Source organism: Myxococcales bacterium (assembly GCA_016703425.1).
Classification (GTDB): domain Bacteria; phylum Myxococcota_A; class Polyangia; order Polyangiales; family Polyangiaceae; genus JADJCA01.
On record JADJCA010000007.1, the window covers coordinates 384,013 to 409,345 of the forward strand.

Annotated in this window: 21 protein-coding genes; 5 read left to right on the plus strand and 16 right to left on the minus strand. The window is 68.8% G+C overall.

Annotated features, from left to right (window positions below):
- Positions 1–4 precede the first annotated feature (4 nt).
- On the plus strand, positions 5–1,729 hold the full coding sequence (locus IPG50_13570; protein ID MBK6693215.1) for a glycosyltransferase family 39 protein: 1,725 nt from the start codon (positions 5–7) through the stop codon (positions 1,727–1,729).
- A gap of 32 nt (positions 1,730–1,761) precedes the next feature.
- Here the strand turns inward: IPG50_13570 and IPG50_13575 are convergent, their stop codons facing one another.
- The 3 genes from IPG50_13575 to IPG50_13585 are packed head-to-tail and all read right to left on the minus strand — an operon-like array spanning position 1,762 to position 4,756.
- The gene (locus IPG50_13575; GenBank protein MBK6693216.1) at positions 1,762–2,247 is read right to left on the minus strand and encodes a hypothetical protein; all 486 of its coding nucleotides are present in this window, start codon (positions 2,245–2,247) and stop codon (positions 1,762–1,764) included.
- A complete protein-coding gene (locus tag IPG50_13580) occupies positions 2,172–4,052 on the minus strand; it encodes a phospholipid carrier-dependent glycosyltransferase (protein MBK6693217.1) in 1,881 nt (626 codons plus the stop codon). Before IPG50_13580 ends, IPG50_13575 begins: the two co-directional genes overlap by 76 nt.
- Entirely contained in the window at positions 4,049–4,756 is a 708-nt protein-coding gene (locus tag IPG50_13585; protein ID MBK6693218.1) for a glycosyltransferase family 2 protein, read from the minus strand. Before IPG50_13585 ends, IPG50_13580 begins: the two co-directional genes overlap by 4 nt.
- A 29-nt stretch (positions 4,757–4,785) precedes the next feature.
- On the opposite strand from IPG50_13585, the gene IPG50_13590 reads away from it, so the two are divergent.
- The gene (locus IPG50_13590) at positions 4,786–6,369 is read left to right on the plus strand and encodes a hypothetical protein (GenBank protein MBK6693219.1); all 1,584 of its coding nucleotides are present in this window, start codon (positions 4,786–4,788) and stop codon (positions 6,367–6,369) included.
- A gap of 25 nt (positions 6,370–6,394) precedes the next feature.
- Here IPG50_13590 and IPG50_13595 read toward each other — a convergent pair whose 3' ends face one another.
- From IPG50_13595 to IPG50_13645, 11 genes are all read right to left on the minus strand, one after another.
- Positions 6,395–8,011 carry a DUF2029 domain-containing protein gene (locus IPG50_13595; GenBank protein ID MBK6693220.1) on the minus strand — a complete coding sequence of 539 codons (1,617 nt, stop codon included), beginning with the start codon at positions 8,009–8,011 and terminating at the stop codon, positions 6,395–6,397.
- Between the two features lie 2 nt (positions 8,012–8,013).
- The gene (locus IPG50_13600) at positions 8,014–9,540 is read right to left on the minus strand and encodes a hypothetical protein (GenBank protein ID MBK6693221.1); all 1,527 of its coding nucleotides are present in this window, start codon (positions 9,538–9,540) and stop codon (positions 8,014–8,016) included.
- A gap of 38 nt (positions 9,541–9,578) precedes the next feature.
- The gene (locus IPG50_13605; protein MBK6693222.1) at positions 9,579–11,420 is read right to left on the minus strand and encodes a hypothetical protein; all 1,842 of its coding nucleotides are present in this window, start codon (positions 11,418–11,420) and stop codon (positions 9,579–9,581) included.
- Positions 11,420–12,916 (minus strand): hypothetical protein, encoded by a 1,497-nt coding sequence (locus IPG50_13610; protein MBK6693223.1) that lies wholly within the window; start codon positions 12,914–12,916, stop codon positions 11,420–11,422. Before IPG50_13610 ends, IPG50_13605 begins: the two co-directional genes overlap by 1 nt.
- Complete coding sequence (gene rffA, locus IPG50_13615) at positions 12,913–14,079, minus strand: dTDP-4-amino-4,6-dideoxygalactose transaminase (protein ID MBK6693224.1); 1,167 nt, start codon at positions 14,077–14,079, stop codon at positions 12,913–12,915. Before rffA ends, IPG50_13610 begins: the two co-directional genes overlap by 4 nt.
- Positions 14,076–14,762, minus strand: a complete 687-nt coding sequence (locus IPG50_13620; GenBank protein ID MBK6693225.1) for a class I SAM-dependent methyltransferase — start codon at positions 14,760–14,762, stop codon at positions 14,076–14,078. The genes rffA and IPG50_13620 overlap by 4 nt, the downstream gene beginning before the upstream one ends.
- The gene (gene rfbA / locus IPG50_13625) at positions 14,759–15,640 is read right to left on the minus strand and encodes a glucose-1-phosphate thymidylyltransferase RfbA (GenBank protein ID MBK6693226.1); all 882 of its coding nucleotides are present in this window, start codon (positions 15,638–15,640) and stop codon (positions 14,759–14,761) included. The genes IPG50_13620 and rfbA overlap by 4 nt, the downstream gene beginning before the upstream one ends.
- Entirely contained in the window at positions 15,624–16,670 is a 1,047-nt protein-coding gene (gene rfbB, locus IPG50_13630; GenBank protein ID MBK6693227.1) for a dTDP-glucose 4,6-dehydratase, read from the minus strand. The genes rfbA and rfbB overlap by 17 nt, the downstream gene beginning before the upstream one ends.
- A 21-nt stretch (positions 16,671–16,691) precedes the next feature.
- On the minus strand, positions 16,692–18,422 hold the full coding sequence (locus IPG50_13635) for a hypothetical protein (protein ID MBK6693228.1): 1,731 nt from the start codon (positions 18,420–18,422) through the stop codon (positions 16,692–16,694).
- Between the two features lie 103 nt (positions 18,423–18,525).
- Positions 18,526–19,071: a hypothetical protein gene (locus IPG50_13640; GenBank protein ID MBK6693229.1), complete on the minus strand. Its 546-nt coding sequence runs from the start codon at positions 19,069–19,071 to the stop codon at positions 18,526–18,528.
- Positions 19,072–19,196: 125 nt separating this feature from the next.
- Complete coding sequence (locus IPG50_13645) at positions 19,197–19,745, minus strand: hypothetical protein (protein ID MBK6693230.1); 549 nt, start codon at positions 19,743–19,745, stop codon at positions 19,197–19,199.
- Positions 19,746–19,869: 124 nt separating this feature from the next.
- On the opposite strand from IPG50_13645, the gene IPG50_13650 reads away from it, so the two are divergent.
- Positions 19,870–20,811: an SUMF1/EgtB/PvdO family nonheme iron enzyme gene (locus IPG50_13650; protein ID MBK6693231.1), complete on the plus strand. Its 942-nt coding sequence runs from the start codon at positions 19,870–19,872 to the stop codon at positions 20,809–20,811.
- 33 nt (positions 20,812–20,844) lie between these two features.
- On the opposite strand, the gene IPG50_13655 is transcribed toward IPG50_13650, so the two are convergent.
- Together IPG50_13655 and IPG50_13660 are read right to left on the minus strand one after the other, a co-directional pair.
- Positions 20,845–21,810, minus strand: coding sequence for a hypothetical protein (locus IPG50_13655; GenBank protein ID MBK6693232.1), 966 nt, complete (start codon positions 21,808–21,810; stop codon positions 20,845–20,847).
- Positions 21,811–21,919: 109 nt separating this feature from the next.
- Positions 21,920–22,894, minus strand: a complete 975-nt coding sequence (locus IPG50_13660; protein ID MBK6693233.1) for an FKBP-type peptidyl-prolyl cis-trans isomerase — start codon at positions 22,892–22,894, stop codon at positions 21,920–21,922.
- A 167-nt stretch (positions 22,895–23,061) separates the two neighbouring features.
- On the opposite strand from IPG50_13660, the gene lnt reads away from it, so the two are divergent.
- Together lnt and IPG50_13670 are read left to right on the plus strand one after the other, a co-directional pair.
- Positions 23,062–24,579 (plus strand): apolipoprotein N-acyltransferase, encoded by a 1,518-nt coding sequence (gene lnt / locus IPG50_13665; GenBank protein ID MBK6693234.1) that lies wholly within the window; start codon positions 23,062–23,064, stop codon positions 24,577–24,579.
- 181 nt (positions 24,580–24,760) lie between these two features.
- Complete coding sequence (locus tag IPG50_13670) at positions 24,761–25,291, plus strand: hypothetical protein (GenBank protein ID MBK6693235.1); 531 nt, start codon at positions 24,761–24,763, stop codon at positions 25,289–25,291.
- Positions 25,292–25,333 lie beyond the last annotated feature (42 nt).

Below are 25,333 nucleotides of genomic sequence, written 5' to 3' on the forward strand. Positions count from 1 at the left end.
GCTGGTGACAGAGACGGCGCGAGAGGGCTTCGCACAAGCGGCGGCGAGGCCAGGCGCTGCTGCGCGCGATCACGCCGTCGGCGCGGCCCTCGGCGCCGTCTACGTCGCTTGGCTCCTGGGAACGGCGCGAGGGCTGGGCTTTGCGCGCGACGAAGGGTTCTATTTCCAGTCCGCCACGACGTACGCCGCCTGGTTCAAGAAGCTCGGCGAGCTGGGCTTGGGCGCGTTCTCAAGGGGCGTCGTGGACGCTCACTGGTCGATGAACCACGAGCATCCGTCGCTCATGAAGAGCCTCTTCGCACTCTCGTGGATGCTCTTGCACGAGAAGTTCGCCGTCTTTGGCGACGCCAGCACCGCCTTTCGGTTTCCCGGCATGGTCATGGGCGGCCTAGCCCTCTGGGTCACCTACGTCTTCGGCGCGCGCGTGTTCTCGCGGACGGCGGGCTTCGTGGCGGCGCTCTTGCTCGCGCTGATGCCGCACCTCTTCTACAACGCGCACCTCGCGTGTTTCGACGTCCCCATCATGACGATGTGGCTCCTCTCTGTTTACGTCTTCTGGCGCGCCGACACGGAGGGCGGTCTCGGGTGGGCGGCGGCCTTCGCGCTCGTCTACGGCTTGACGCTCGAGACGAAACACAACGCGTGGATATTGCCGGCGGTCTTCGTCCCGTGCGTGGTCTTCCGCTACGTACGCGCGGCGCTCGGCGGCCGCGCCAAGGCGTGGGCGGAGCCGCAACACCTGCTCTTGATGACCGCCGTGAGCCCGCTCGTCTTCGTGTCGCTGTGGCCGTGGCTGTGGTTCGACACGGCGGCGCGCATCAGCCGCTACGTGCGCTTCCACGTCCACCACGACTACTACAACATCGAATTTCTAGGACGAAACTACTTCGGTCCGCCGTCGCCGCCCCACTACGCGCCCGTCCTCATCGCCGCGTCGGTGCCGACGGTGACGCTGCTCTTGTTCGCGGTCGGCGCCCAGGGCCGCGGCAAGGAGAGTTGGGCGAGGCTCCGCGCCTTCCTAAAGAGCCGCGCCGAACACGCCCGAGAGCCCGCCCCAGACAGACCGGCGGGACCCGACGCCGCGACGGATCTCTTGCTCGCGCTCGCGTTCGCCGCGCCGCTCGCGGTCTTCTTCCTCCCACGAACGCCCATCTTCGGCGGCACCAAACACTGGCTCCCCGCGTACCCGTTCCTCGCCCTCTTCGCGGGCCACGGCTTCGAGCGCGCCGCGACGGCCATGCTCTCACTGCTCGAGCGCGCGCGAGCGTCCGCCGCTGCGCGGAGGGCCGCACCGTATTTGCTTGGCGCCGCCGCCGTGGCGGGCCCGCTCGCCGTGACCGTGCACTCGCACCCCTTCGGGCTATCGACGTACGTGCCGCTGGTGGGCGGAGCGCAAGGCGGCGCCGACCTCGGTCTCAATCGGCAATTCTGGGGCTACACGACGGAGAGCGTCGCGCCTTGGCTCGCCGCAAAGGCTCCGCCCAACGCGACCGTCTTCATCCACGACACGGCGTGGCCTTCGTGGGAGCGGCTCATCAACGAACGACGGCTAAGGCCCGACCTTCGAGGCGTCGGCACACCCTCGGAGAGCGCATTTGCGCTGATGCAGCACGAACTTCACATGAACAAGATCGACTACTCGATCTGGGTCGACTTCGGCGGGGCCGCACCGGTGCACGTCCTCACGCACGACGGGGTTCCCATCGTCAGCGTCTACCGGAGACGCTAAACAGGGCCACCTTGGCGCGGATTGGAGCGCGACTAGGCGTCGGGCGGGGCGTCGATGAACGAACCGTCGGGCATCGGGTTCTGCGGCCCATCGACGAAGGAACTGTCGGGCATCGGCTGCTGCGGCGCATCGAGGAACGAGGCGTCCGGAGCGAGCGGCGCATCGAGGAAGTCGGCGTCTGCGTAGGGGGCGTCGACGGCGCCCGCGTCGAGGAGCGCGTCGGTGGCGGCGGCGCTGTCGTTCGCGGCGTTGCCATCGGAGCCCGGCGCATCGGCGGCCAGCGGCGCGTCGGTGCCCAAGGGAGCGTCGGTCACCACGGCGGAGTCGCCCTCTGCAACCGAAGCGCTGTCCGCGCGGTTCGGGTCCGGCGCCGCATCGACAGCCTCGGCCTGCGGATCGGAGGAGGAACAACCCGGCATCGACGTAAGCAGGTCGAAGTACATCAGCCACAGGCCCGATGAGATGAGCAAGACCAGGGTGCGCGAACGGGGCTTCTTGGAGGCGGGCTTCGACGGCATCGGAGACGACAGCTTAGCAGAGCCACCGCCACGCTCAAGGTTTTGGATTTTGTTCGTATTTTCTCGCCTGGGCGAGCGCCCACGGCGCAAATTCGGCGGGGCCCGTAGAGGCTCGCGAGCTCCGCGAGGGCGCGGTAGGCCGCCGCGTCGCCGGTGAGATCGTAGACGACGATGGAGTGCCCGAGCTCCGCCACCGGCCGACGCCCCTCGAGAAACCGGTACGCGCGCGGGTCCGGAAAAAAGGCACCGTGCAGGTGCATTCGGCTGATCGCCAGGTAGTCGCCGGCGCCCGGCGACGCGGTTTGCGGGGCCTCGTCCCTCCGGTCCCTTCGTCGCGCCGGGTGCGGACAGGAGTGGGGCGCGGGCCGCCAGGAGGTGAGGCCATGGGCATCCGGCGAGGCCGTTCCGAAATACGCGACCATGAGCTCCGCGGGGTTCGCGCGGCGCGACCATTGGGCGAGGCCCGTCAGGTCTTGTCCCCAATCGAGGTTCGAGTCGCTGAGATAGAGGTGACCACGCGCGGGGCCTCCGATGGCGTCGGAGAAAAAGGCGAGCGAGTGGGGCGCGATGCGAGCGGCCGCCGACGCGTGGTGCAAGAGCCCCAACGACAACGCCGCGACCAGCGGACGTGTCGGTGCTGCGACGGCCACGCGGCTCGCCACAACGGCCAAGAGCGGGAAGATCGGGAGCGCGTAGCGCACGCCAATGGCCACCTTCGCGAAGACGAGCGCGACGACCCAGAGCGCCACCGGCAGCACGAGGACGACGATGGGCAATGCCGGAGGCCACGCAAAGGCTCGCCCGTGCGCCATGAGGCGCTTCGGCAAGCACAACGAGACCGCCGCCAAGACGAGCAGCAAGGGTGGCGCCTTCACGAGGATCGCGACAGGAAAATACGCTCGCCAGCCCTGGCGCGAGACCTCTCCCAGAAAATAGGCCGGATGGCCGTGGGACTGGTGGAGCCACTGAGCGCGGAGGCCATGCCAATAGGGCTCGTAGCCCCGCGTCCCGTAGGCGAGTCGCACGACGAGGAGCGCGAGGGCCAACGCGAAGAAGGCGTTGAGCGCCGCGGAGACGACGCTGCCGAGGCGCGACACCGGTGCTGGCCGATCCATCCAGACAACGGGCGTGCCCCCGACGACGAAGGCGTGAGCGAGGAGGGCCAGCCCAACGCCGCCCAAGACGAGCACGCCGGAAAACTTCGTGACCAGCGCGAGGCCCGAGAGGACGCCCACGACGGCCAGCACCACAAGGCGTGGACGGAGGAGGAACTCGGCCGTCGCGAAGAGCGCCGCCGTGGAGAACAGCGCCAGCGGACCGTCGTGCGACGCGATGGACCCGTGGGCCACGAGGTTCGGGTCGAAGCACACGAGGGCGAGGGCGAGGAGGCCGGCGCGCGCCCCGAAGAGACGCCAGGCGAAGAGTCCCGTGAGGCCGACGAGCAAGAGCGCGAGCACGACCATGGGAGCGCGGCCGAGCGTGAGGAGCTCGCTGTGGGGAACGCCACCTTCGTAGAGGAACATCTGACCGAGGCCGAAGGGGCTCTCGCGGCGTGCGTGCCAGAGGTCGAGGTCGATGCGCGGGTCGCGAAGGAGATGGATCGGCAAGGACGCCAGCCTTCGCGCCAGCGGCGGGTGTTCGCCGTTCACGTCGGGCCCGCCGCGCCACAGGAGCTCGCCGGAGACGAGCGTGAGGCCCTCGTCGTAGGTTGGGCTGTTCGCCCAGACGAACCAGGCGCACTGAACGGCGAAGGCCAGGAGGAGAGCCGCAGCGACGGCGATGCCGGCGCGCGTGAGCGGTCTCACGGGAACGCCTCGAAGCGATGCCGAACGAGCACACGCATGGCTTCAAAGCCGTCCTTCCAAGTGATCTTCTTGCCTTGCGCCGCGCGCCGCGCTCGGTAGCGAACGGGCACCTCGACGATGGGCACGTCCATGCGCCCCAGCTTGGCCGTGACCTCGGGACAAAACTCGAAACGCTCGCACGTGAGGTTCATGGAGCGGAGCACGGACGTCTGGACGAGCTTCAGGCACGTCGCCTCGTCGGTGATGCGATGCCCATAGAGGGCGTTGGCGGTCGCCGTGAGCACGCGATTGGCGACGAGATTGGTCGGCAACATGCCCTCGGGCCAGGGTTGCTCCAAGAATCGACTCCCGTACACCGCGGGATGGCCTTCGGCGAACGCCGAGAGGAGCGCGAGCGCGTCATCGGCGTCGTATTCGAGATCGGCGTCTTGGATGAGCACGCAGTCGCCGGTCGCGTGGGGCAGAAGTGTGCGAATGGCAGCGCCCTTTCCGCGATTCTTCTCGTGGGACATCACGCGAAGGTCGGGCACCAACCTGGCGACGTCGGCGATGGCCCGAGCGGTGCCGTCCGTCGAGCCGTCGTCGCAGAGCAACACCTCGCGTTCAAACCCGACGCGCTCCGTGGGGCAGGCGAAGACACGACGAAGCGTCTCAGCGACGTACGCCTCTTCTTGGAAAACCGGGATCAGGATCGACACACGCACGCGGCGCGAGAGTCTATCCTACGGCGCCCATGACGGAGACCTCCGAAGGCCAGGGCAGAGCGCGCCTCGAAGGGGCGGGGCCGCGGACGCGCCTCTCCGTGTGCATCGTCGTCCTGATGGCGCTGCACCTCTACGCCTTTCCCTACTTCCCCAAGCTCAAGCACGCCAACGAATTGCCGCGGGTCCTGACGACCCAAGAGATCGTTCACAAGGGCACGTTCCAGCTAAACGAACGCCTCGACGAGCTTGGCTCGCGCGCAGACATTTCGACGACCCCGGCGGGACGCCAATACCAAAACAAGGCCCCAGGCCTGACGATCCTCGCGACGGCGGTCTACTGGCCCGTCGCGGTGGTGGCGCGAGCGTTCGGCGGGACGCCATCGATGGCGCTGACGACGTGGTTGCTTCGCGTCACGATGGTGACGCTGCCGGCGGTCCTATTCCTCGGCCTCTTTCGGCGCATGGCGGGGCGGTTCGCGCCAGACAGCGACGCCGCCAGAGACGCGGCGCTCATCGCCTACGCCTTCGGCTCACTGGCTTTTCCTTACGCCCTGCTCTTCATGTCGCATGTGCCGGCGGCCGTCGCCGTCGGCGCCGCGTTCGTCGTCGCGAGCGATGAGGCGCACAGCCCAGCGCCCACGCGATGGCGCGGCAGCTTGCTCATCGGCGCAGCCTTGGGCCTCGCGATGTTCGTCGAGTACCAAGCGATCTTCGCGGCCTTCTTCATCGGGGTCTTCGTGCTGGCGAAGAGCCCTAGAGGCGCCCGCCTCCGAGCGGTCGTCGGCATGGCCTTGGGCGCACTTCCTTTTCTCGTGGCCCTCGGCTTCTACCACCAGGCGTGTTTCGGCTCGCCCTTCCGAACCGGCTACGCCTACTCGGTCGACGAAGCCAACCGCGTGGGCTTCATGGGGATCGTGGGCCCGTCTGCCAAGGCCGTCACGCAGCTCTTCACGCGAGGCAACAACGGCCTTTTGGTGTTCTCGCCGTGGGTGCTCTTCTCCGTGGTGGGTGCCGTTGCCATCGCACGGAGTCGTGAACTCAGGGCGCGCATCGGCGCCGAGGCGCTCGTGGCGTCGGCCATCGGCCTTACGTACCTGGCCTTCGTGGGCTCCTTGGCGCCGGAGTTCGGGCGCGCCGGTTGGTCAGTGGGTCCGCGCTACATCGCCGTGGCGATCCCATTTTTTGGGTGGCTCGCGGCGGCAGGCCTCGCCGTCTGCCGCAAACACGACGAACTCTGGGTGCCCGCGCTTGCCACCATCTTCGCCGCCGTCCTCGTGAACGTGCTCGCGGCGACGACCTACCCGCACTGGCCGACGCAGTTCGCGAACCCCGTCTTCGAGATCTCCGTGCGGCTCCTCCGCGAGGGGCACGCGCCCCACTCCATCGGCACGGCCCTAGGCCTTCGCGGCCTCGCTTCGCTCTTGCCGCTCTACCTGACCATCGGGGCGGCCATCACGTGGGGGCTGCACCGCACCGGCGCGCGTCTCGGACACCTCGCCCTCGCGCTGGTCTTGGGCGCGCTCGCCCTCTCGCGCTTCGAGAACTTCTCGCAGACGAAAGAGCCAGTACGAAGCGAGATGTGGAGCTACGTCACGACGACTTACGAGCCGTAGCGCTCTTGTGCAACGCGCACGGGGCTCAGCGTGGGATCCAAAGCTCGCCGGCGCGGCACAGCGTGCCGGTCTTCATGGGCGGACCACCCAAGGACTCGCTTCGTCGATAGTAGCGCGCGACGACCGGCGGGACGCCCATGCCGTCGTCCACGTCGATGACGATGGCCGCCCACTCGTGACGCGCGAGGCGCCCTTCGAGATCGGGGACCCCACCCATGCTCGCCAGGTCGGCGATGCCCATGCCGTGCAGGTGCTCGCCCTGGCCCAGCTCGAAGGACAGCCGCGGGTGCCCCAAGACCATGGTCGCACCGGCGACCTTCGCGAGCCGAAGCTTGAGCGCGTCCCATGCGGCGCGATCGCCGGCCGACGGGGTGAGGTGCGCTGGGTTTTCCGCGAGCATGGCGAACTGAATCGCGAAGGCCAACGCCACCTGGGCGCTGACGCGCGGAGCGCCCGCCGCGACGAGCTCATGGGCGGCGACGAGGACAAAGGGCACGCCCAAGGTCGCGAGGGGAAGGAGCGAGTTCTTGAAGGCCCATTGCGTCGCGTGCCCCGTCGCCGACGCGAGCATGGCGGCGACGAAGAGCGAGCCCCAGTAGCGCGACGCCGGCGAGAGGGCAGCTTCGCCGCTCGCTCCCGCGCCGCGTGCCGCTAACCCCATGACGAGGAGCAGAGCCACGGGGACGACGCCCCACGCACGGTGCGGGTACCAGAGATCGCGGAAGTACATGTGCGGCAGGTCCGATGTCGCGACGAACCGTTGGACGACCGTCGCGCCAAGGTGCGCGAGCAGGAGCCACGGGAGCGCGGGAGAGAGCTTGGCGCGCCACAACCACACGAGCGGCACGACCAGCAGCAACGGAGCGAGGTGCAGCGCGTCTCGGTAGAAGAAGAACCCGAAGTTGTCTCGGTAGAAGCGGTGCGCCTGGTGCCCCTTGACGACGTAGAACGAGAAGAGCCCCCCGGTCGCGGACTCCCACCACGCGAAGGCCAAGAGCCCCGTGACGAGGGCCGCCGAGGCGACGACGGCGAGGGCCCGCCGATCGCGCGTCAAGTGGACCGCCATCAGGACGCCGAGTCCGATGACGAAGGACGTCTGCTTGGCGAAACAAGCGGCCGCGACCAGCGCCCCCGCGAGGGCGAGGCGCCACGTGGAGCCTCGCTCCGCGAGGACCGCCGCCGTCATGCAGAGCGCCATGGCCAACGCGTCGGGCCGCACCAGGTCGTGGAACGAACCGGCGAAGCTGTAGAGCGCTGCGCACAAGCCGACCGTGAGGAGCGCGAACTCCCATCGCGCCGTGTGGCGAAGGACCACGCGAAGCGCGAGCGCGGCGGTGAGGGCGCTCGCGAACGCCGACACGCCGCGCGCCAGCGCGTAAGAGATGCCGCCGGTCACGTTGCCAAGGGCCGCGACGACCCACGAATAGAGCGGCGGATACAGGTACGGAACGTAGGTGGCGCTCGGCGGCGGATAGGCGCTCGCCCCCCGCGCGAGGCGCTCCGCCTGCATCAAGACGCCGCCCTCCATCCATTCGACGTCGTAGGGAAAGGCGAGGCGGCGCCACGCGATGGCGAGCACCCCGACCACAAAGACGAGGCTGAAGCACGCGACGAGCCGGAGCGGGAGACGGGCGCGATCCATGGCTACTTGGGCAGCGGCTCCACGTCGGGGCGCTGGAGCACGCGCTCGGCGCGGTCGGCGCGAACGAGGAGCGTCGTCAGAAAGCCGTCGGTGCGAACGCGGATCCATACGTACCCGCGCTCCTCCCACCCGGCGCGCTCGCCGGGACGCCACTCGATGTAGAGGAACGCGGGATTGTGCGCCTTGATCTGCTCCCACGTGGCGTAGCGCGCGTGGCCCGGACGAATGCCCAGACGCTTGCCAGAGCGCGCCACCTCGGGCGCGGCCAAGCCCAGGAGGTCGAAGTTCGGGAGGCCGGAGAAGAACGGCATCGCGCCCGCCGCGCCCGTCGCGAGCGTGTCGCCCGGCAAGGCGGCGCCCTTGAGCCACGCCCCCACGAGCGACCACTCAACGGCCGCGCGCTTGGTCCAACCGATGGGCTCGATGCCGAGCTTGGCGCGCGATACGTCTTGCACCGCGAGTGCGCGGGCGCCGAGCGAGAGCTGCTTCGACGCATGTGGAACGAACGCCAAGACGCCCACGACGAGGCGCACCGCGTTTGACGCGCTGTAGCGATCGAAGGCCCGCGACGCCGCCGCCGTGAAGGTGACGAAGAGCATCGGGAAGAGCGGGACGAAGAAGCGGTACAGGTCGAGGAAGTCACCACCGATCTCGATCACGTAGGCTACGTAGAGCGGCACGAAGGCCCGCGCCGTCCAGAGGGCGGCGGACCGTGCCACAAGGAATGGACTCGCGACGAGCAGCAGCGAGAGGAAGAAGCCAAGCTCACCGATGCAGAAATAGCCGTAGCCGAAGCCGTGTTTCACCCGCGAACCGGCCGAGCCGGCGGTCTTCGCGTAGAACGTGTGCGGGAGCGGCAGGCCGTAATATGCCACGCGGAAGACCGTGAAGAGCGCGATCGGCGCGAAGGCGAGCCACGCGACGCGGCGGAGCAGCTTTCCGTCGATGCGGCGCAGGAAGAGCAAGACGAGCACCGTCAGGAGCAACACCTCGAGGCGCACGAGCGCGCCGAGGCCGAGCGTGGCGCCGAGCAGCGTCGCGGCGCGGGGAGAGGGCGAACGTTCCACCACGTCGACCTGCGCGAGGGCGCTCGTGATGGCGGCCGCGGCGAGCGCCGTCTCGAGGCCGCCGATGCTCCAGGCGGCCACGGGAGCGGCGCTCACCAGCGCGGCGAGGGCGAAGGCTTGGGCAAAGAGGCGCTCCGGCAGCACGCGCCGCACGAGGTGCCAGGTCGCAAAGACGAGGAGCACGCCCCCGGCGAGGCTCGCGCCTTGAAGCAGAGGCACCGGCGGGATGCGGAGGAGGAGACCGAGCGCCAAGAGCGCCGCCCAGAGCGGGCTCGTCGCCGCCTCGACTCGCTCGCCGAGGTTGTAGACGGGCGCACCGTGAAGCGCGAGGTTCTGCGCTTGCCGGAGCGCGATGAACGCGTCGTCGCAGACGAAGTCGAAGATCTGCGCGTGCACCACGAGCGCGATCGACGCGAGCAGCGGCAGCGCCCAAGTCGAGGCGGAGAAGCGGCGCGCGCTCACGGACCGTTCATACACCGAAAGAAGGCTCAGGAGCCTCGTCAATCGAGGGCGGCGAGCCGGAGGCGATGAAGGGTCACCGCCGCCTCCCCGCGCCGACGCACCGTGAGGACGTTGACGCCGCGGGCTAGCTCCGAGACCTCCGCCGTCGCGACGCCGTCTCGCCCATCGGGTGTCAGCGCGAGCGGCCGCCCGCGCCATAAGAGGTCGACGGGCCCGCTCGCGGACAGCTCGACGCGCACACGTGAACGTCGTTCGTTGAGCGACAAGAGAAGGTCGCCGTGGGCAGCTCCGCTCGCCGCGAGCATCAGCCCCTCGGCTGCCGGCGCGAATCCCAACGCGTAGGGCGGCACGCGACCGTGGCCAAAGACGAGCTCCGCGCGGCTCGGCGCCTCGCGGATGTTGAGCCCCGGGAAGAGCTCATCCAAAAGGTAGACCCCGACAACCGCGTCGTAGGCCGAAAACGAGGCCCCATGGCGAATCGCGAAGGCTGCTCGCGGGAGCGCCATGACCGCGTCCGAGGAGGCAGCCAGAACGCCACCGACACGCGGCCCGATGCGCTCTCGCATGATCGCCGACGGCGCTTCGCCGCCGTGGATGCGAACCGTGCTCGACGCGTAGCTCCACGCGAGAGCGACGTTGCCGGCGGCGATAGCCGCCGTTGGCAAGAGCGCGAACTGCGTCCTCAGCGACACGATGTCGAAGCCGCCCGGGGGCCGCAAGCGCCGCCAAAGGGCCGCCGCACCGAAGGCAAAGACGACGTACGTCGAACAGAAGCGCCGCCCTCCGAAGGCTCCCCCGCCCCACCAATCCCACGCGGCGCCGTTGACGAAGATCTGTAGGAGGAGCGCCGTCGCCAGAACGATGCCGGCGCGCGACCGAAGCTCGAGGACGAGGCCCGCGAGCCCGATGGCGTAGAACGGCGCCCATGCGAGGAGGCCGTTGCGCGCCGAGAACAAGGCCTCGCTCATGGCCGGCTCGCGCCAACGCATGAAGCCCTGCCCCTGGGGGATCAGGAAGGCCGAGCCGTAGACGACCCGCCACGCCAAGAGCTGCGGCGCAAACACCAACGTCGCCACCAGGGCCGCGCCAAGGATGCCCAGCGCGAGTCGGCGCCACTCGAGCGCCGAGCGAACACGCCGCGCGTCATCCACGGCCGCAGCGATCGGCAACACGACCCACGTCGCGAGCTGAGGTCGCGCCAAGACGACCGCGCCGAAGAGCGCGCCAAGGCCGAGCCATGTGGCAAGGCGACGCGGCCCTTCTTGCTCGTAGCTCTCATCCCAGTGGTCCACGAGCCAGGCCGCGAAGAGCGAGCCGAAGGGATGCGCGTAGCCAGGCTGCCGGACCGCGTAATAGAAGACGGGCCCGGCGAGGAGCGTCAGGAGCGCCAGCGCGTCTCCCGAGGCGCGCGGGCCGAGGCGCCGACGAATGAACCGCGACGCGAAGACCATCGCGAAGACGGAGGCGAGGACCGACGCGAAGAGCGTGGCAACGATTTCGGGTCGCGAGAAGTCGTCGCGCAAGCCGGCATTGGCGGCGAACGCGACGAGGCGACCCACGGCGAAGAGCGGCGCCGCAAAGACCGCCGGTCCGACGCCGAACACGTTTCCCGGGCGACCCGCCGGCGTTGGACCAAAGCCGTACCAGTTGCCGTAAGCGGCGTATTGGTTCGAAAAGTCCAGGTCGCCGTCGGTGGCGAGCGAGGCCAGCGGCAAATACATGTAATACGCATCACTATCGAGGCGCGCCGTCGGGCCTCGCGGCTCCTTGCCCACGGCGAAGAGGACCCCGAGCACAAGCGTCGTCGCGAGGATGAAGAGGACTCGGCGACCGCGGGTGCTCTGAAAGAGCGCGGCGGCGCGAAGCCGGTGGGCCATCATCACGCGCTCCGACGACGCTCGCGTCGCAAGCTCACGGCGAGCCAAGCGCCGCAGACTGCGACCCACAGTCCCAGCGGCAAGAGCGACAGGTGGCCCTCGAGTCCCGCCTTGTGTCCGAGGTTCCACGCCTGCCGAGGCGCGTTCGGCGGGTTGTCGAGCATGTCGATGCTCTGCGTCGACACGCTGAGCTGTCCCTTGCGAAACTGCGGCCAGATGAACTCCCCGTAGGGCCGCTTGTGTCCGGTGGGAATCTCGGGCTTGACGGCGGTAGCGGCGAACATGTTCGCGGCGCCGTAGAGCACGAGTCCCGCCAGGCCCAGCGAGAGCACGAGCCCCGCGGCCCGCTCGCCTCGCTCCGGCGCAGCCAGTCGCGCCGATATCTCCACGATGGAGCCGCCGGCCAAGAGCGCGGCGAAGGGCAACATGGGAACGAGGTATCGCGGCCCCGCGGCCCAGCCGCCGTCCCAAGGCGGAATGGACGCGTTGAGCCACAAGAAGAGGTAGACCGCCGCGGTCGCGACGAGCACCTCAGCGCGACGGCTTCTCCAGAGGACGAGGGCGCCGGGCACGGCGAGGGCGAGCCAGGGCGCCGTCGAGACGAGGCCCCGGTACTCACCCACGAGGATGTTCCGAAGTGAGACGAAGTTCGGCTTCCCGATGCCCATGAACCAACCGGTGTGCGGCGTCTGCCAAACGGAGAAGTCATAGGGAAACGCCAGCGGGCTGCCGAAGGCGACGGCGTGGTAGGCGAGGAGAAGCGATACCGGGACGAGGGCTCCGACCCCAGCGAAGAGCGCTGCGCGGACGCCCGCCACGTGAAGGCCGTAGAGCCCGACGGGAATGCCGATGAGCGCGGCTGGATACTCCGTCGCAACGGCGAAGCCGAGCAGCGCACCGACAGCCGCGAGACGAAGCCGCTGAGAAGAAGTCCCGCGCGGCGGCCCGTGTTTGAGCTCGATGAGGAGCGCAAAGGAGACGATGGTCGCCGAGGCCGACAGCTGGTTGCCGTAGAGCAGCGTCGAATAGGGAAGCGCCATCGACGCGAGGCTCCACGCGAGTGCCAAGACGATGCTCTCGCCAGGGCGCATTCCGAGGCCGCGCGCGGCGCGCGCGAGGAACGTCGAGGCGATGGCCGAAGGCACGCCGATGGCAAAGACGATCGACAGCCAGGCGCCCCAGGCGAGCGTGCCGGGCGGGACGGGCCTGGGCGCGCCGGCGAGCGTGAAGACGGCGGCGTAAGCCGGGATGCAAAGCAGCGACGCGCCCGGCGCCTTGTCGCAGTAGTAGTGACCGTTGCGAATGGAGTCGTCGCCGGTGTTCTTCTCGTAGCGATCGATGACGAGGGTCCGCTCCTCCACGACGGCGCGCACGAGATCGAAACGTGAATTCTGGTTCCACCCTCCCGCTTGGTAGAAGTAGGCGTAGACCCCCAAGAGCAGCACGAAGAGCGCGAAGGCCGGCGCTCGAATTCGCAAGAGAAGCCCGCCCGTCGTCAAGGGTCGCCTAACGCCTCGGTCACCGCCGTCACGACGTCGTCGACAAGCCCATCTTCCATGTCGGAGTAGAGCGGCAAGCGAACGAGACTCGCGCTCGCCGTGTCGGTCACGGTCAAGCTGCCAGCGGTGCGACCGAAGCGCAGGCCCGCCGGCGACGAATGGAGCGGCACGTAGTGGAACGCGGCGCCGATGCCGCGGGCCCGGAGCCGCGCGAGGAGCGCGTCACGACGGAGCGCGTCGCGCAAGACGACGTAGAAGATGTGGCCGTTGTGGACGCAGCCGGGAGGGACCACCGGCCGCCGCAACCACTCCCGCGCCTCAGCGTCAGCAAAGGCGGTCATGTACCGCTGCCACAGCCGAAGCCGCGACGCCACGAGCGCTTCGGCGCGCTCGAGCTGGGCCAAGAGGCACGCGGCGATGAGCTCGCCGGGGCCGAAGGACCCGCCCACGTCGAGCCACGTGTAGCGATCGACCTCACCGGCGGCGAAGGCCCCGCGGTTGGTCCCCACGTCACGAACGATGGCGGCTCGCGCCTTCAGGGCGTCGCGGACGAAGAGCGCGCCCCCCTCCCCGGACACCACGTTCTTGGTCTCGTGGAAGCTGAAAGCCCCGGCGTCGCCGAGCGTCCCCAGAGCTCGCCCTTTGTAGCTCGCGAGGATCCCTTGCGCTGCATCCTCGACGACGAAGAGCCCGCGACTCTTGGCGAGCGCGAGCAGCGCATCCATCTCGCAGGCGACGCCCGCGTAGTGGACGGGCACGATGACCCGGGTACGGCTCGTGATGGCGGCCTCCACGAGGCGCTCGTCGAGGTTCAGCGTGTCGCTTCGAATGTCGACAAACACGGGCGTCGCCCCCCGCAGAACGAAGGCGTTCGCCGTCGACGTGAACGTGAACGACGGCAAGATGACCTCGTCGCCGGGGCCCACGCCGGAGAGGATCGCGGCGAGCTCGAGGGCGCCGGTGCAGGAGTGCGTGAGCATCGCGTGGGCCGCGCCCGTTTGCCGAACGAGCCACTCGGCGCAGCGCCGGCTGAAGGCGCCGTCGCGCGCGAGGTGGCCCGAGGCCAGCACTTGCCGCACGTTCTCGAGCTCGCCTTCGGCGAGACTGGGCCGATGAAACGGGACGGCGAGGGGCACCTTTGAGCTCGGGTGACGATCGGTCATGGGGCACCGGCTCGACGGAAGGGCATCGAGGCCTCGAGGAGCACGTGACTGTAGGGGACACGGAGCAAGTCATGGTGAATGTGAACGTCGACGCGGCCGAAGGACGGCGCCGCGAGGCGACGGTACTCCTCGGGCGCGCGCACGTGAAGGCCGCGATCCCATCGCGCGAGGAGGGCGCCCGCGGGCTTGGTGTCCGACGTGATCGTCCCGTCGAGGGTCACGACGCGGCCCTCCGGCGCGAGCAGCGGGGCGACATCGTGAAAGAGCCGCGTCGCGCTCGCGTCACCGAGGTGGTGGAGGAGCCCCGTCAGCACCACGACATCGAAGAGCGCGTCGCCGAGACCAGCGGCGGCGCTCCAATCGGGACGAGCGACGTCGACGAGGCGGAACGTGGCACCTTTGCCGAAGCGCGCGCGCGCCCGCGCGAGGTATCGCTCGTTGGCGTCCACGCCGACGTAGGCAACGCCCTTGAGGTGCGGGAAAAGAGCCCCCGTGCCGCAGCCGACGTCGAGGACGCGAAGCTCGGCGCCGCGGCGGGCCGCAGCGAGCACGTAGCTCTGGGCGACGCGACGTCGGGCGCCGTCGGCGCCGAGCGCGTCTTGCAGCCGATCGTAGACGCCGGCGAGGCTTAGCGCCCGGAAGGCGCCGCCCGTCCTTTGCCCTTGCGTCGCCGCGTGTTTCATCCCGCGAGCAATCCCAAGAGGTATTGGCCGTAGGCCGTCTTTTCGAGGCGCTCGCCGAGGCGCCGGAGCGACGCCTCGTCGATCCAGCCTTTGCGAAAGGCGATTTCTTCGGGGCAAGACACCTGGAGCCCCTGCCGGCTCTGAATCGCGAAGATGAACTGGCTGGCCTGAAGGAGCGCCTCCGGCGTGCCTGTGTCGAGCCAAGCGATGCCCCGCCCGAGCTTCTCGAAGTGCAGCGACCCGCGCTCGAGGTAGAGCCGATTGAGATCGGTGATCTCGAGCTCGCCACGGGCCGACGGCGTGAGCGTCGCGGCCAACGCCGTCGCGTGCTCGTCGTAGAAGTAGAGCCCGGGAACGGCGTAGCTCGACTTGGGGGCACGCGGCTTCTCCTCGAGTCCCACGACGCGGCCAGCGGCGTCGAGCTCGGCGACGCCATAACGCTCCGGATCGCGCACGTAATAACCGAAGACGGTCGTGCCCTCGGTGCGTGCGGCGCAATCCATCAGGAGACCGTGGAGCCCGTGGCCATAAAAGACGTTGTCACCGAGGACCAACGCCACCCGCTCGCCGGCGATGAACTCGCTTGCGATGGAGAAGGCCTGCGCGATCCCTCCCGGCTCCTCTTGCACACCGTACGAGAGCGTCATGCCCCACTGACTGCCGTCGCCGAGGAGCCTCTCGAAGAGCGGGACGTCGTGCGGTGTGGAGATGACGTGAACGTTGCGAATGCCCGCCAGCATGAGCACGGCGAGCGGGTAGTAGACCATGGGCTTGTCGAAGACCGGCGTGAGCTGCTTGTTCACAGCCAAAGTCAGCGGGTGCAAGCGCGTGCCTGAACCGCCGGCGAAGACGATGCCCTTGTCAGTGCCTTTTCCCATAGTTCTCTTCGATCCACGCAGCGTACGCGCCGCTCTTCGCCGCCGATAGCCAGGCGGCATCGTCGAGGTAGAAGCGCACGGTCTTCTTGAGCCCTTCGTCGAGCGAGTGTTTGCAGGTAAATCCACACTCTCGCGCGAGCTTGCTCGCGTCCGTCGCGTAGCGGCGATCGTGCGCCGGTCGATCGGCGACGAACGTCAGGAGGTGCTCGAAGGCCTCTTGCGGCCGTCCCATCTCCAGGGCCAGCGCGCCGAGGACGCGCCGCACCATGTCGAGGTTCGCGAGCTCGCGCTCGGCACCGACGCCGTAGGTCTCGCCGGGCCGCCCCTTCTCGATGACCGCCCACAGCGCGTCGCAATGATCGTCCACGTAGATCCAATCGCGCACCTGCTTGCCGTCTCCGTAGATCGGCACCGCCTTGCCCACGAGGGCGTTGGCGATGACCAACGGCACCAGCTTCTCGGGGTGTTGCCGCGGGCCGAAGTTGTTGGTCGACGTCGTGATGCGCACCGACAACCCGTACGTCGCCGCGTAGGCGCGGACGAGATGGTCGCTGGCGGCCTTCGTCGCGGCGTAGGGATTCTGCGGAGCGTAGGGCGACGACTCGGTCGTCTTGGTGCCAGCTGCCGCGGGCCCGTAGACCTCGTCGGTGGTGACGTGATGAAAGACACCGACGCCGGGGCGCCAGTGCTTGCGACAGGCTTCCAAGAGCGACGCCGTGCCCACGACGTTCGAGGTGACAAAGTCGCGCGGTCCGAAGATGCTCCGGTCCACGTGGGTCTCGGCGGCGAGGTGCACCACGAGTTCCGGCCGCTCGCGCTCAAAGAGCGCGTCAACGAAGGCGAAGTCGGCGATGTTCCCCTCCACGAAGCGATAGTTGGGCGCGCCCGCGATCGGCTCGAGGCTCTTTGGGTTTGCCGCGTACGACAAGCAGTCGACGTTGATGAAGTCGTGTTCTCGGCGCCTCGGCACCGACGCGTTCAAGAAATTAGAACCGATGAACCCGGCGCCACCGGTGACGAGGACCCTCATGGAAGAGCAGGTCCGATCTTGTCAGAAGGGTGGCGGAAGCGCACGGCTATCGTCGAGCGTCATGCGTTCGAGGGTGACGGCCGCGCTCGGGTCAGCGCGAAAGCCGAGTTCGACGAGGCCCGAATCGAAGCAGCCTGGCGGCAAGGCAAAAGCGACGACGCTTTTGCCGACGGCGAAGCGGCGCTCGCCGAGATCGCAGCGACCGAAGAACGAGCCCAACGAGACGCGAAGCGAGCCTTCGCCATCGGCATGCAGCGCCAGCGTCGCGCGGTCGGCGAAGGGCCAGCCGGCGGTCCAAACGACGACCGCCTCGGGAGCAACGAGGAGGAGACCGTCGGACCTCGCCGCGGTGCCGCGCGAGGCGGCGACGAGCGACGGGTGCGTGAAGGATAGCGTGTTCGGCTCCCAGGAGAGATCGCGGTACGAGCGCCGGTAGTGGAGATCCGTCGTGGCGAGCCCGAAGGACGCCATAGGCATGCCGAAGCGCGTCGCGTAGACGACCTTCGCCGGCAGCACCGCGACGTCACCGATGGCCGCGACGGCGCGATAGGCGGCGCCCGCGGAGGCGATGCGCAGCGGCGCTGCATCGAGAGGCGTCTTACCCTGGGTCGTTCCCGCGACGGCGAAGAGCACGGGCACTCCGAAGAGGAGAACGGCACCGACGGAGGTGACGGGAAGAGCGGCGCGAAGGGTGGACGGCACGCGCGCCGCGAGGGCATCGAGCGCGAGAGCCCCGAAGACGACGAACAGAGGCACGAGCACCACAAGACGACGCGCCCCGAAGGTTGCCTTGGCGTGCCAGTCGAGAGGCGACGACGCGACGAAGAGGCACGCGCCAACGACGAGCGCGCCGGCCAGCGCAAAGGGGCGGTGACGTGGCTCGCGGCGACCCAGGGCGATGCCAAAAAGGGCGAGGTAGGCGACGGGCGTTGCGAAGAGCAAACCGCCTTGCGGCGCGAAGAGCAGGAGCCAAGGGTGTGCATGCGCGAGGTGCACGAAGTGGCGTCCTTGTGGCAGGACGAAGGGCGAGCCGTAGAGATACCGGTAGAGGAGAAGCGTAGCGCCGAGCCCCAAGAGCGCCCCCGACGCGACGACCGCAGCAAGGGCCAGCTTGCGCGCCGGTGGCGCGGAGCCGCTCAGGATCACCACAAGGGGGATGCACGCGTACGCGGCGTCGGGCATCCGATGCAACGTCAGCGCAGCGAGCGCCAGGGCGACAACCCACCAGCGGCCAAGCGCCTCGCCGTCGCCCGCCCAGAACGAGGCCCAGAGGACCGCGGCCGCGAAGAAGCACTCGAAGGCGTGGGAATTCGAGACGAAGACGCTCGCGTATTGCGGCAAGCTACTCGCCGTCGCGAAGAGCACCGCCGCCACGAACGATGCGCCGACGCTCGCCCATCGCCGCGCAACGCTGAACGCGAGAGCGATCGAGAGCGCGGCGAGCGGCAAGGCCGACGCGAGGGCGAAGCGCGCGATGGGGCCGCGACACCCAGCCCGGACCGCGAGGGGCGCGTCCTTGGCGACGGGGACGAAGACGCGCGCCGCAAGCAGGAGCGGCGTCCACACGAGCGCGGGCCCGGCGTACGCCGGGTTGTCTACGCGCCCGACGCCGCGGTCGACACCTTGCGCGTAAGGGTCGCCGCAGAGCGCGTAGTCGTTTCGGAAGTCGAGGTCGCCGTCGAAGGCCAGCGAGCGCGCATAGAGGAACGCGTAGTGACCGTCAGCGGCGCCGGGATCGCGGACGCCGCTCACCAGGTAGAGCGCCGAGTAGTGACGAGCGAGCGCGAAAACAAAGCGCCTTCACCCGGTGCACGGCGAGTGCGACGGCGGCGAAGGCGCGCCCCATACGCACGGGTCAGAAACTCTCGAGGGCCTGTCCGCAGAATCCACCGCCGGGGTTTGTGCATTCGAGGTTGAGGAGCGGCGCGCCGGCTTCCAGCGCGATGCACTTGAGCGTACAGGTGTGGCTGCCGGCGTCGAAGATCGTCAGGCCCGTAGCCGTCGCCTGCGCCGGGGCCCCCGCCTTGGCCGTCCACGCCACCGATGCGTTCTGCCCGAGGGGCGCGGCCGTGATGACATCACCCGGCGTCGAGATCTGAGTGCTCAGGATGCCGCAGTTCGCCGGACCGGACGATGAGTAGGACTTGCCCGAGGCCGCCTTCCAGCAGACGTCGAGCGCGACGACTTGCGCATCGGGGGTCGGGGTCGGGATCGTCGTTGTCGTTGTCGCTGCCGGGTTCGTGTTTGTCGTCGTCGCCGTCGGCGCGGCCGCGTCGGCGAAGTTGTTGCTGTCGTCGTCGGGGCAGCCCGCCTGGAACAGCAGGGTGGCGTAGAGCGCCGTACCGATGACTGGCAAGCCGATGCGGGCGAACCGCGAGCGCGGGTTTTTCTGATCCTTCATGAGCCTCTCCCCTGGCTCGCGAAGGCCTGCCCCCCGCAGAGCGCAGGGAGAGTACGAGGGTTTTGGGCCAGCACCTCGAAAAAATGCAGCCAGGCCGGTTCGCGGCGACGCCCCATCGGCGGACGCTACTTCACGACGACGACGGCACCGCTCGAGACGGCGAGATCGCCGTCCGCGGTGCACGGTGTATCGGTGCAGTTGGCGAGCTTCTTCTCGACGTAGGTGTAAACGAGGGTGTTCGTCGACAAGTCGCCCTTGATGGTCTCGGTGCTCTGCCATTGGCACGCGTTGAACATGAACGGCTCGACGAGGCGGAGGCTGATGACGTCGCCCTTCACGGTGCCCTCAAACGTCTTGCCCGCGAACTCGACACTCGCGTCGCCGCCCTTGCAGGGGAACCGCAGCTTGCCGGACTGATTCTCAACGTGCTCGTTCACGAAACAGGTGTTTGACGAGAGCGTCAGCGCGCCGACCTCGAGGTCGCGCTCGCACCCCTGCGGGGCGTCGGCGTCGGGGTCGAACGCTGCGGCGGCGTCGGCATCCTTGGGGCGCGACGACGCCCCGGCGTCCGCCGCGGTAGGCGCCGCGGCATCGGCGGCCGAAGAGCCGACGCCGCGGCCTGCGGCAGAGCATGCGAGGAGCGAAAGGGACAGGATGCCAACGAGCGCACGCATGCGAGAGGTCTGGCACGGGACCTTGGTCGTTCAAGGGACGCGGCGAACTAGTCCCTGAGAAATCGCCTGATTCGACCACTCCTCACGACCACCGCGGCCCGCACCTTGCGCTAGAGTCGCCCCGATGGCCGAAGGCGACGCAAGGACTTCGTTCGTACGGCCTGCGTTTGCGGCCCACCGAAGAGCTGTCTTGGTACCGGTCGGCATTGGGGTGCTCGTTACGAGCGCGTCGCTTACCACCACGGCCCTCGGCGACGCTCCCGCGGTCCGCGAGTGGCGTTTCGTGGCCGGCAAACACTGGCAGGTCAAGAGCGACCCCGGCGAAGCGCCGGCCACCACCGACGCCCGCGAGGGCAACCGCGGCAAGTGCACCGAGGGCATGGTCGAGGTGCGCGGCCAGTTCAAGCTCATGCCCAACGGCGACGGCCTCCAACAGACGACGTGCAAGAAATGGATCTCGCGCACGTTCCCGGAGCGCTGCGCCGAGTTCGACCGCGACAAGTGGCTCGCGCTCTCAAAGGACGTCAAGACGCGCGAGATGGCCTTCTGCATCGATCGCTTCGAGTACCCCAATCGCAAGGGCGAATACCCCGTCATCTTGCTCGACTGGAACGAAGCCGGTGCACTCTGCAAGCAAGAGAAGAAGCGCCTCTGCACCGAAGACGAGTGGACCTTCGCCTGCGAAGGCGAAGAAGCCGTCCCTTACCCCTACGGCTACACGCGCGACGCCGACGCCTGCCTCGTCGATCGGCCGTGGCGCCCCTTCGCCGGCACGTGGATCAAGCACGGTCGCGGCAGCGAGCAGACGAGGCGCGAGCTCGACGGCCTGTGGCAGGGACTCCCATCAGGCGCGCAGCCAAAGTGCCGCTCACCCTTCGGCGTCTACGACATGGTCGGCAACGTCGACGAGTGGACGCGCTCGGTCTTGCCAGGCCGCCCGTCGATCTTGAAGGGCGGCTATTGGGGTCCGGTGCGCACGCGCTGTCGGCCCTCGACGCGCGCCCACGGCGAGACGCACGTCTTCTACCAGGAAGGCGTGCGCTGCTGCACCGACGCAGTGAAGTGAGGGCTTCTACGGCGGTCGAACGCGGGAGCAGCGTCAGGGCCCGCCCGCGTCGAGCGGCGCCCCATCACCGGAGTCCAGCGTTGCCGTGTAGATGTAGGCGCTGCTGGCGGAGACGGGCGCAATCTGATCAACGCCCCAAGGGTTAAGCGGCACGATGACGGTGTTCCCTGCGGGGTCGACAAGGGTTCCGCCCACCGCATACGCGTGTCCGTCCTGTCCATAGACCTGGGCGACGGCAACGGCGTCGGGCGAGGGCGAGTCCCCCGCGAACACATAGTTCAGCCCGAGCTGCGCGAGGGCCATGCCGGCATTGCCGCCCTCATCGCGAAGGACCCCCGTCAGCCCGTCGGCGTTGTTCGAGTAAACGATGGCCTTTTCAATCGCCATCATGAAGTCGGGCCCGCTGCCGAAGACCTCGCCGTCGTTCAACACCACGCCGACGGTCGTCGGGCCGTCGACCCCCTGGAGGGTCACGTTGTAGACTCCGTTGCCGAGCGGGGTCACCAGGCTCGCGAGGTGTGCCTGCCCCTCCGGCGTCTGCGCGACAGAGTTTATGGCGGCGACCGCGTAGCAATTGGCAATGTCGCCTTGCACGAGCTCGGGCTGGCTGGCGGCGTCTCGGTAGTTCTGGATGAGGTCGACCTGCTGATCGAAACGTTCTTGAGCGGACAGCTCGCGAACTTCGACGCCCGTCGTGTCGACGTCGGCCTCCGTCGGCCAACGATCTCGCTCGCCCGGCGACATGTCTTGGATCAGGTCTTCGACGGAGGGCCCGCCACCGTCGTAGCCGCCGCCGTCGTAGCCGCCGCCGTCGTAGCCGCCGCCGTCGTAGCCGCCGCCGGCGTAGCCGCCACCGTCGTAGCCGCCGCCGTCGTAGCCACCGCCGTCGTAGCCGCCGCCGCCTCCGCCGTCCTGACTGGCGAAGAAGGGGTCATCGCTGATGGCGACGCCGCCGACGCAGAGATGAAGGTGCGCGACGTCGAGTGCGAAGATTGCCATGGCCCATGCCCAGGCAACGCGTGTGCCGTTCAAATTGCCCTTCGTTCAGGCAATTCGAGCGGCCGCGTCTTGCCTCATCGTGCAGCACCGGCGCCCCCGCACTCGCGCGTCAGTGCGGCGAGCCGCCGGGTGAAGGCGCCCCGATGGAGACAAGCTCCACGTCGAAGACGAGCATGCCAGCCGGGGCCCCGGGACGCGTGGGCTTCTCGCCGTAGGCGAGCTCGCCGGGAATCCAGAAGCGCGTCTTCTCGCCCTCGACCATGAGCTGCACGCCCTCCGTCCAGCCTTTGATGACGTTGCTCAAGCCGAAGGTCGTTGGCTCACCGCGCGTGACGGAGCTGTCGAACATCTTGCCGTCGGGCGTCCAGCCTGAGTAGTGAACGGTGACGCGGTCCGTGGCCGCTGGCTTCTTCTTGCCGGTGCCGGCCTTCAGCACGCGGTACTGGAGACCCGAAGCGGTCTTCTTCGCGGTCGCCGGCGCGGCCTTCACGTCCTCCGGGGTCGCGGGCGGTTTCGGGCCGACGGTGATTTCGATGAGCTCGACATCGAAGACGAGATCGCCGGCCGGCGCGCCCATCATTCGGGGCTTCTCGCCATACGCGAGCGCCGCGGGGATCCAGAAGCGACGCTTTTCACCGGCGACCATGAGCTGAAGGCCTTCGGTCCATCCGGGAATGACCTCGCTCACGCGGAACGTGGCGGGCTCGCCGCGCGTCACGGAGCTGTCGAACATCGCGCCGGCCTTGGTCCAGCCGGTGTAGTGCACCTTCACCTTGTCGGACGGGGACGGGCTCTCCTTGCCTTTGCCCGGCGTGAGCACCACGGAGCTGAGCCCCGTCGCGGTCTTCTTCGCCGTCGCCGGCGGGGCGGCAACGTCCGCAGGCGCCGGGAGCGCGTTGGCGCTCGCGACGGGGGCGACCTCACCGGGCGGCGGCGTCAGGGCCGCGGTCGCCGCGTTGGTCGCCGCGGGCGCGCTCCCCTTCCCGCTCCCAACGGCCGAAGGGCCAGCAGGATCGGCAAGCGCGGGGGTCTTGTCGCAGGCGGCCACGAGGGAAAGGAGCACGAGCAAGGAGGTGGTTCGCATCGGGCGCCATGCTGCCAAAGTCGCGTCGCGGGGGCCATCCCATTAAGCGCGGCCCGAAAGGGCGGCGCGAAAATGTCGGGCGCGAAACGGCGCCGCCTAGGTTTGGTCACCGAAGCCGTTCATGGCACGCTGCGTGGGTGACGCTACGGCCATCGCAAGCGCTCCTCATGGCAGCTACCGGCGGTGTGCTCCTCGCCGTGGTGGGGCCACCAACCTCGTTCGTGCCTGGCGTTTGGCTCGCGCCGGCGGCGCTCTACGGCGCCCTCGTCCTCGCGGCGCCGCTCGGCGAAGGGCGCGGGCGGTTCCGGCGTTTCGTCGGCCGCGGCGCCATGGGCTTCGCCTTCGGCTTCGCGTGCAACGTGATGACGTTTCGCTTCGTGCCCGACGTGATCGTACGCTTCACGCCGCTGCCGTGGGTCGCCGGCGCCCTGGCCGTTGTGCTCTTGGCGTGGGCCCAGGGCCTTCGCTATTTCGTGCTCGAGCATCTCTATCGGGCGATGGCGAAGAGACGCGTGCCGCCGGTCGTGGCCTTCGGCGTGGCCACGTACCTCAGCACCTTCGTGCCGATGATCTTTCCGTGGACGCCGGCCGGCGGCGCCACCGCATGGCCGGTGACGGTGCAGCTCGCAGAGCTGTGCGGCGAGCGCTTCTTGACGGGCCTCTTCGCGGTCCTCTCGGCGCTGCTCGTCGAGGCGCTCCGCCATCGAAGGACACCAAGGCGCGCGACGTACTTCGCGGGCGGTGCGGCGCTCATCGCAACGGCACTCATGGTCTACGGCTCTGTCCGGATTCGGGCCGTGGAGGCAGCGCGCAAAGGAGCGCCGGCGGCGGCCGTAGCCCTCGTGCAGCCTTCCATTGAGGCCCGCGAGCGATGGGAGAAGGGCCGTGCTGCCGCCATCTTGACGAAGCTCACGGACCTGACAAAGCGCGCGGAGGCCGCCGGCGCCGAGCTCGTCGTGTGGCCCGAGGCGGCGTACCCATATTCGCTGTCGGCGACGGGCCGACGTGCGCCCGTTGGTTCGTACGCACCGTTGCAAGCGGGCGTTCGCGGCCCCGTGCTGACCGGCGCGCTGACCCACAAGGAGCGCGACGCGATGAACTCCGCTGTGGTGATCCACGGCGACGGCACCGTCTCGGAGCCGTACCACAAGATGCATCTTCTCTGGTTCGGCGAGACGGTCCCGCTCGCCGACGTTTGGCCGTGGGTCCGCAAGACCTTCGCGCGGGGCACGGGGCTCGTGCCAGGCGAAGCGCAGCTCATCCTCCCAGCGGGCAACGTGCGCGCGGCCGTCCTCAACTGCTTCGAAGACACGGTCCCCGCCGCGGGCCGCGAAGCCGGCCTCGTTTCGCCGAACTTGCTCGTGAACATCACGAACGATGCGTGGTTTGCGGGGAGCCAGGAGAGCGCACTGCACCTGCGTGTGGCGGTCATGCGCAGCGTCGAGACGCGCCGCGACATGGTACGCGCCGTCAACCACGGGCCCACGTCGTGGGTCGCGGCGACGGGACGCATCGCAGGGGTCATCGAGCCGACGGTGCCTTCGTTCTTGATGGCGAAGCCAGCGCTCTTGGAGCTGCCGGCGACGGTGTACGTGCGCTTTGGCGAGACGCCGTGGGTGCTGCTCTCGCTGGGCGCCGCCGCGCTCCTTGTCGCGCGCGGTCGCCGCTCTTCGCGACCAGCATGACCGGCGGCAAGCCGGGCTGATCGCTTGGCGATCCGACACGACCGCAAATCGCACAGACCGTCAGCTTCGGCCGCGGCGCCCAACGCCGCGAAAGGTCAGTTGGATTCGCCTTTTGCGCGAACTCCGCGTCGGTGGCACATCGGGTGCACCTCAGGGTGAAAACCGAACCGTTGAGGCCCCCATGCGATCGATGTTTGCCCTGCCACTCCTTCTCCTCTCCTTCGTCGTCGGCTGCGGCGAAGCCGCGCCTTCCTCGACCAACGGAGAGAGCGACCAGGCTGCCCTCAACGTGCAGCACGTGGTGCGGATGCACATCGCGAAGGGCGCCGCTGCCGACGCGATCCTCGACAAGGTCATGATGGAAAACCCTGAGCTCGTTCGCATGGACGAGGGATTTCTCGGGGTGCACACGGAGGGCTACGTCCTCGAATGCACCGACGGGCTCTGCCTCTTGTCGTTCGAGAGCAACGCCGACCCGTCGCTCGGCGCCCCCTTCAGCGTCCTCGTCGGCGAGGAGCACGAGCAAGGCGCGCTCTTGGCCTCGCTGCTCTTCAAAGGTCTCGGCAAGACCACAACGGGCGGCGTGAAGTGCAAAGGCAGCGCCCGGTCGCCGGCGAAGGCGACCTGCGAAATTGAGGGAACGGTGACCGAGGTTGAGCGCGCCGGCGCGCGGGCCGGTGGCGGCGGCTACCGGGCCACGGGCGGGCGCTAGGCGGCCACTCGGCACACGCTGGCTCACGGCGGCGTGGTGCAT

Coding starts and splice junctions, on each gene's coding strand:
- rfbA (MBK6693226.1), bottom strand. CDS start 15,640: ATGGGAAAAGGCACTGACAAGGGCATCGTCTTCGCCGGCGGTTCAGGC.
- IPG50_13655 (MBK6693232.1), bottom strand. CDS start 21,810: ATGGCAATCTTCGCACTCGACGTCGCGCACCTTCATCTCTGCGTCGGC.
- IPG50_13595 (MBK6693220.1), bottom strand. CDS start 8,011: ATGGATCGCGCCCGTCTCCCGCTCCGGCTCGTCGCGTGCTTCAGCCTC.
- IPG50_13605 (MBK6693222.1), bottom strand. CDS start 11,420: ATGATGGCCCACCGGCTTCGCGCCGCCGCGCTCTTTCAGAGCACCCGC.
- IPG50_13660 (MBK6693233.1), bottom strand. CDS start 22,894: ATGCGAACCACCTCCTTGCTCGTGCTCCTTTCCCTCGTGGCCGCCTGC.
- IPG50_13620 (MBK6693225.1), bottom strand. CDS start 14,762: ATGAAACACGCGGCGACGCAAGGGCAAAGGACGGGCGGCGCCTTCCGG.
- IPG50_13640 (MBK6693229.1), bottom strand. CDS start 19,071: ATGAAGGATCAGAAAAACCCGCGCTCGCGGTTCGCCCGCATCGGCTTG.
- IPG50_13670 (MBK6693235.1), top strand. CDS start 24,761: ATGCGATCGATGTTTGCCCTGCCACTCCTTCTCCTCTCCTTCGTCGTC.
- IPG50_13590 (MBK6693219.1), top strand. CDS start 4,786: ATGACGGAGACCTCCGAAGGCCAGGGCAGAGCGCGCCTCGAAGGGGCG.
- rfbB (MBK6693227.1), bottom strand. CDS start 16,670: ATGAGGGTCCTCGTCACCGGTGGCGCCGGGTTCATCGGTTCTAATTTC.
- IPG50_13575 (MBK6693216.1), bottom strand. CDS start 2,247: ATGCCGTCGAAGCCCGCCTCCAAGAAGCCCCGTTCGCGCACCCTGGTC.
- IPG50_13650 (MBK6693231.1), top strand. CDS start 19,870: ATGGCCGAAGGCGACGCAAGGACTTCGTTCGTACGGCCTGCGTTTGCG.
- lnt (MBK6693234.1), top strand. CDS start 23,062: ATGGCAGCTACCGGCGGTGTGCTCCTCGCCGTGGTGGGGCCACCAACC.
- rffA (MBK6693224.1), bottom strand. CDS start 14,079: ATGACCGATCGTCACCCGAGCTCAAAGGTGCCCCTCGCCGTCCCGTTT.
- IPG50_13645 (MBK6693230.1), bottom strand. CDS start 19,745: ATGCGTGCGCTCGTTGGCATCCTGTCCCTTTCGCTCCTCGCATGCTCT.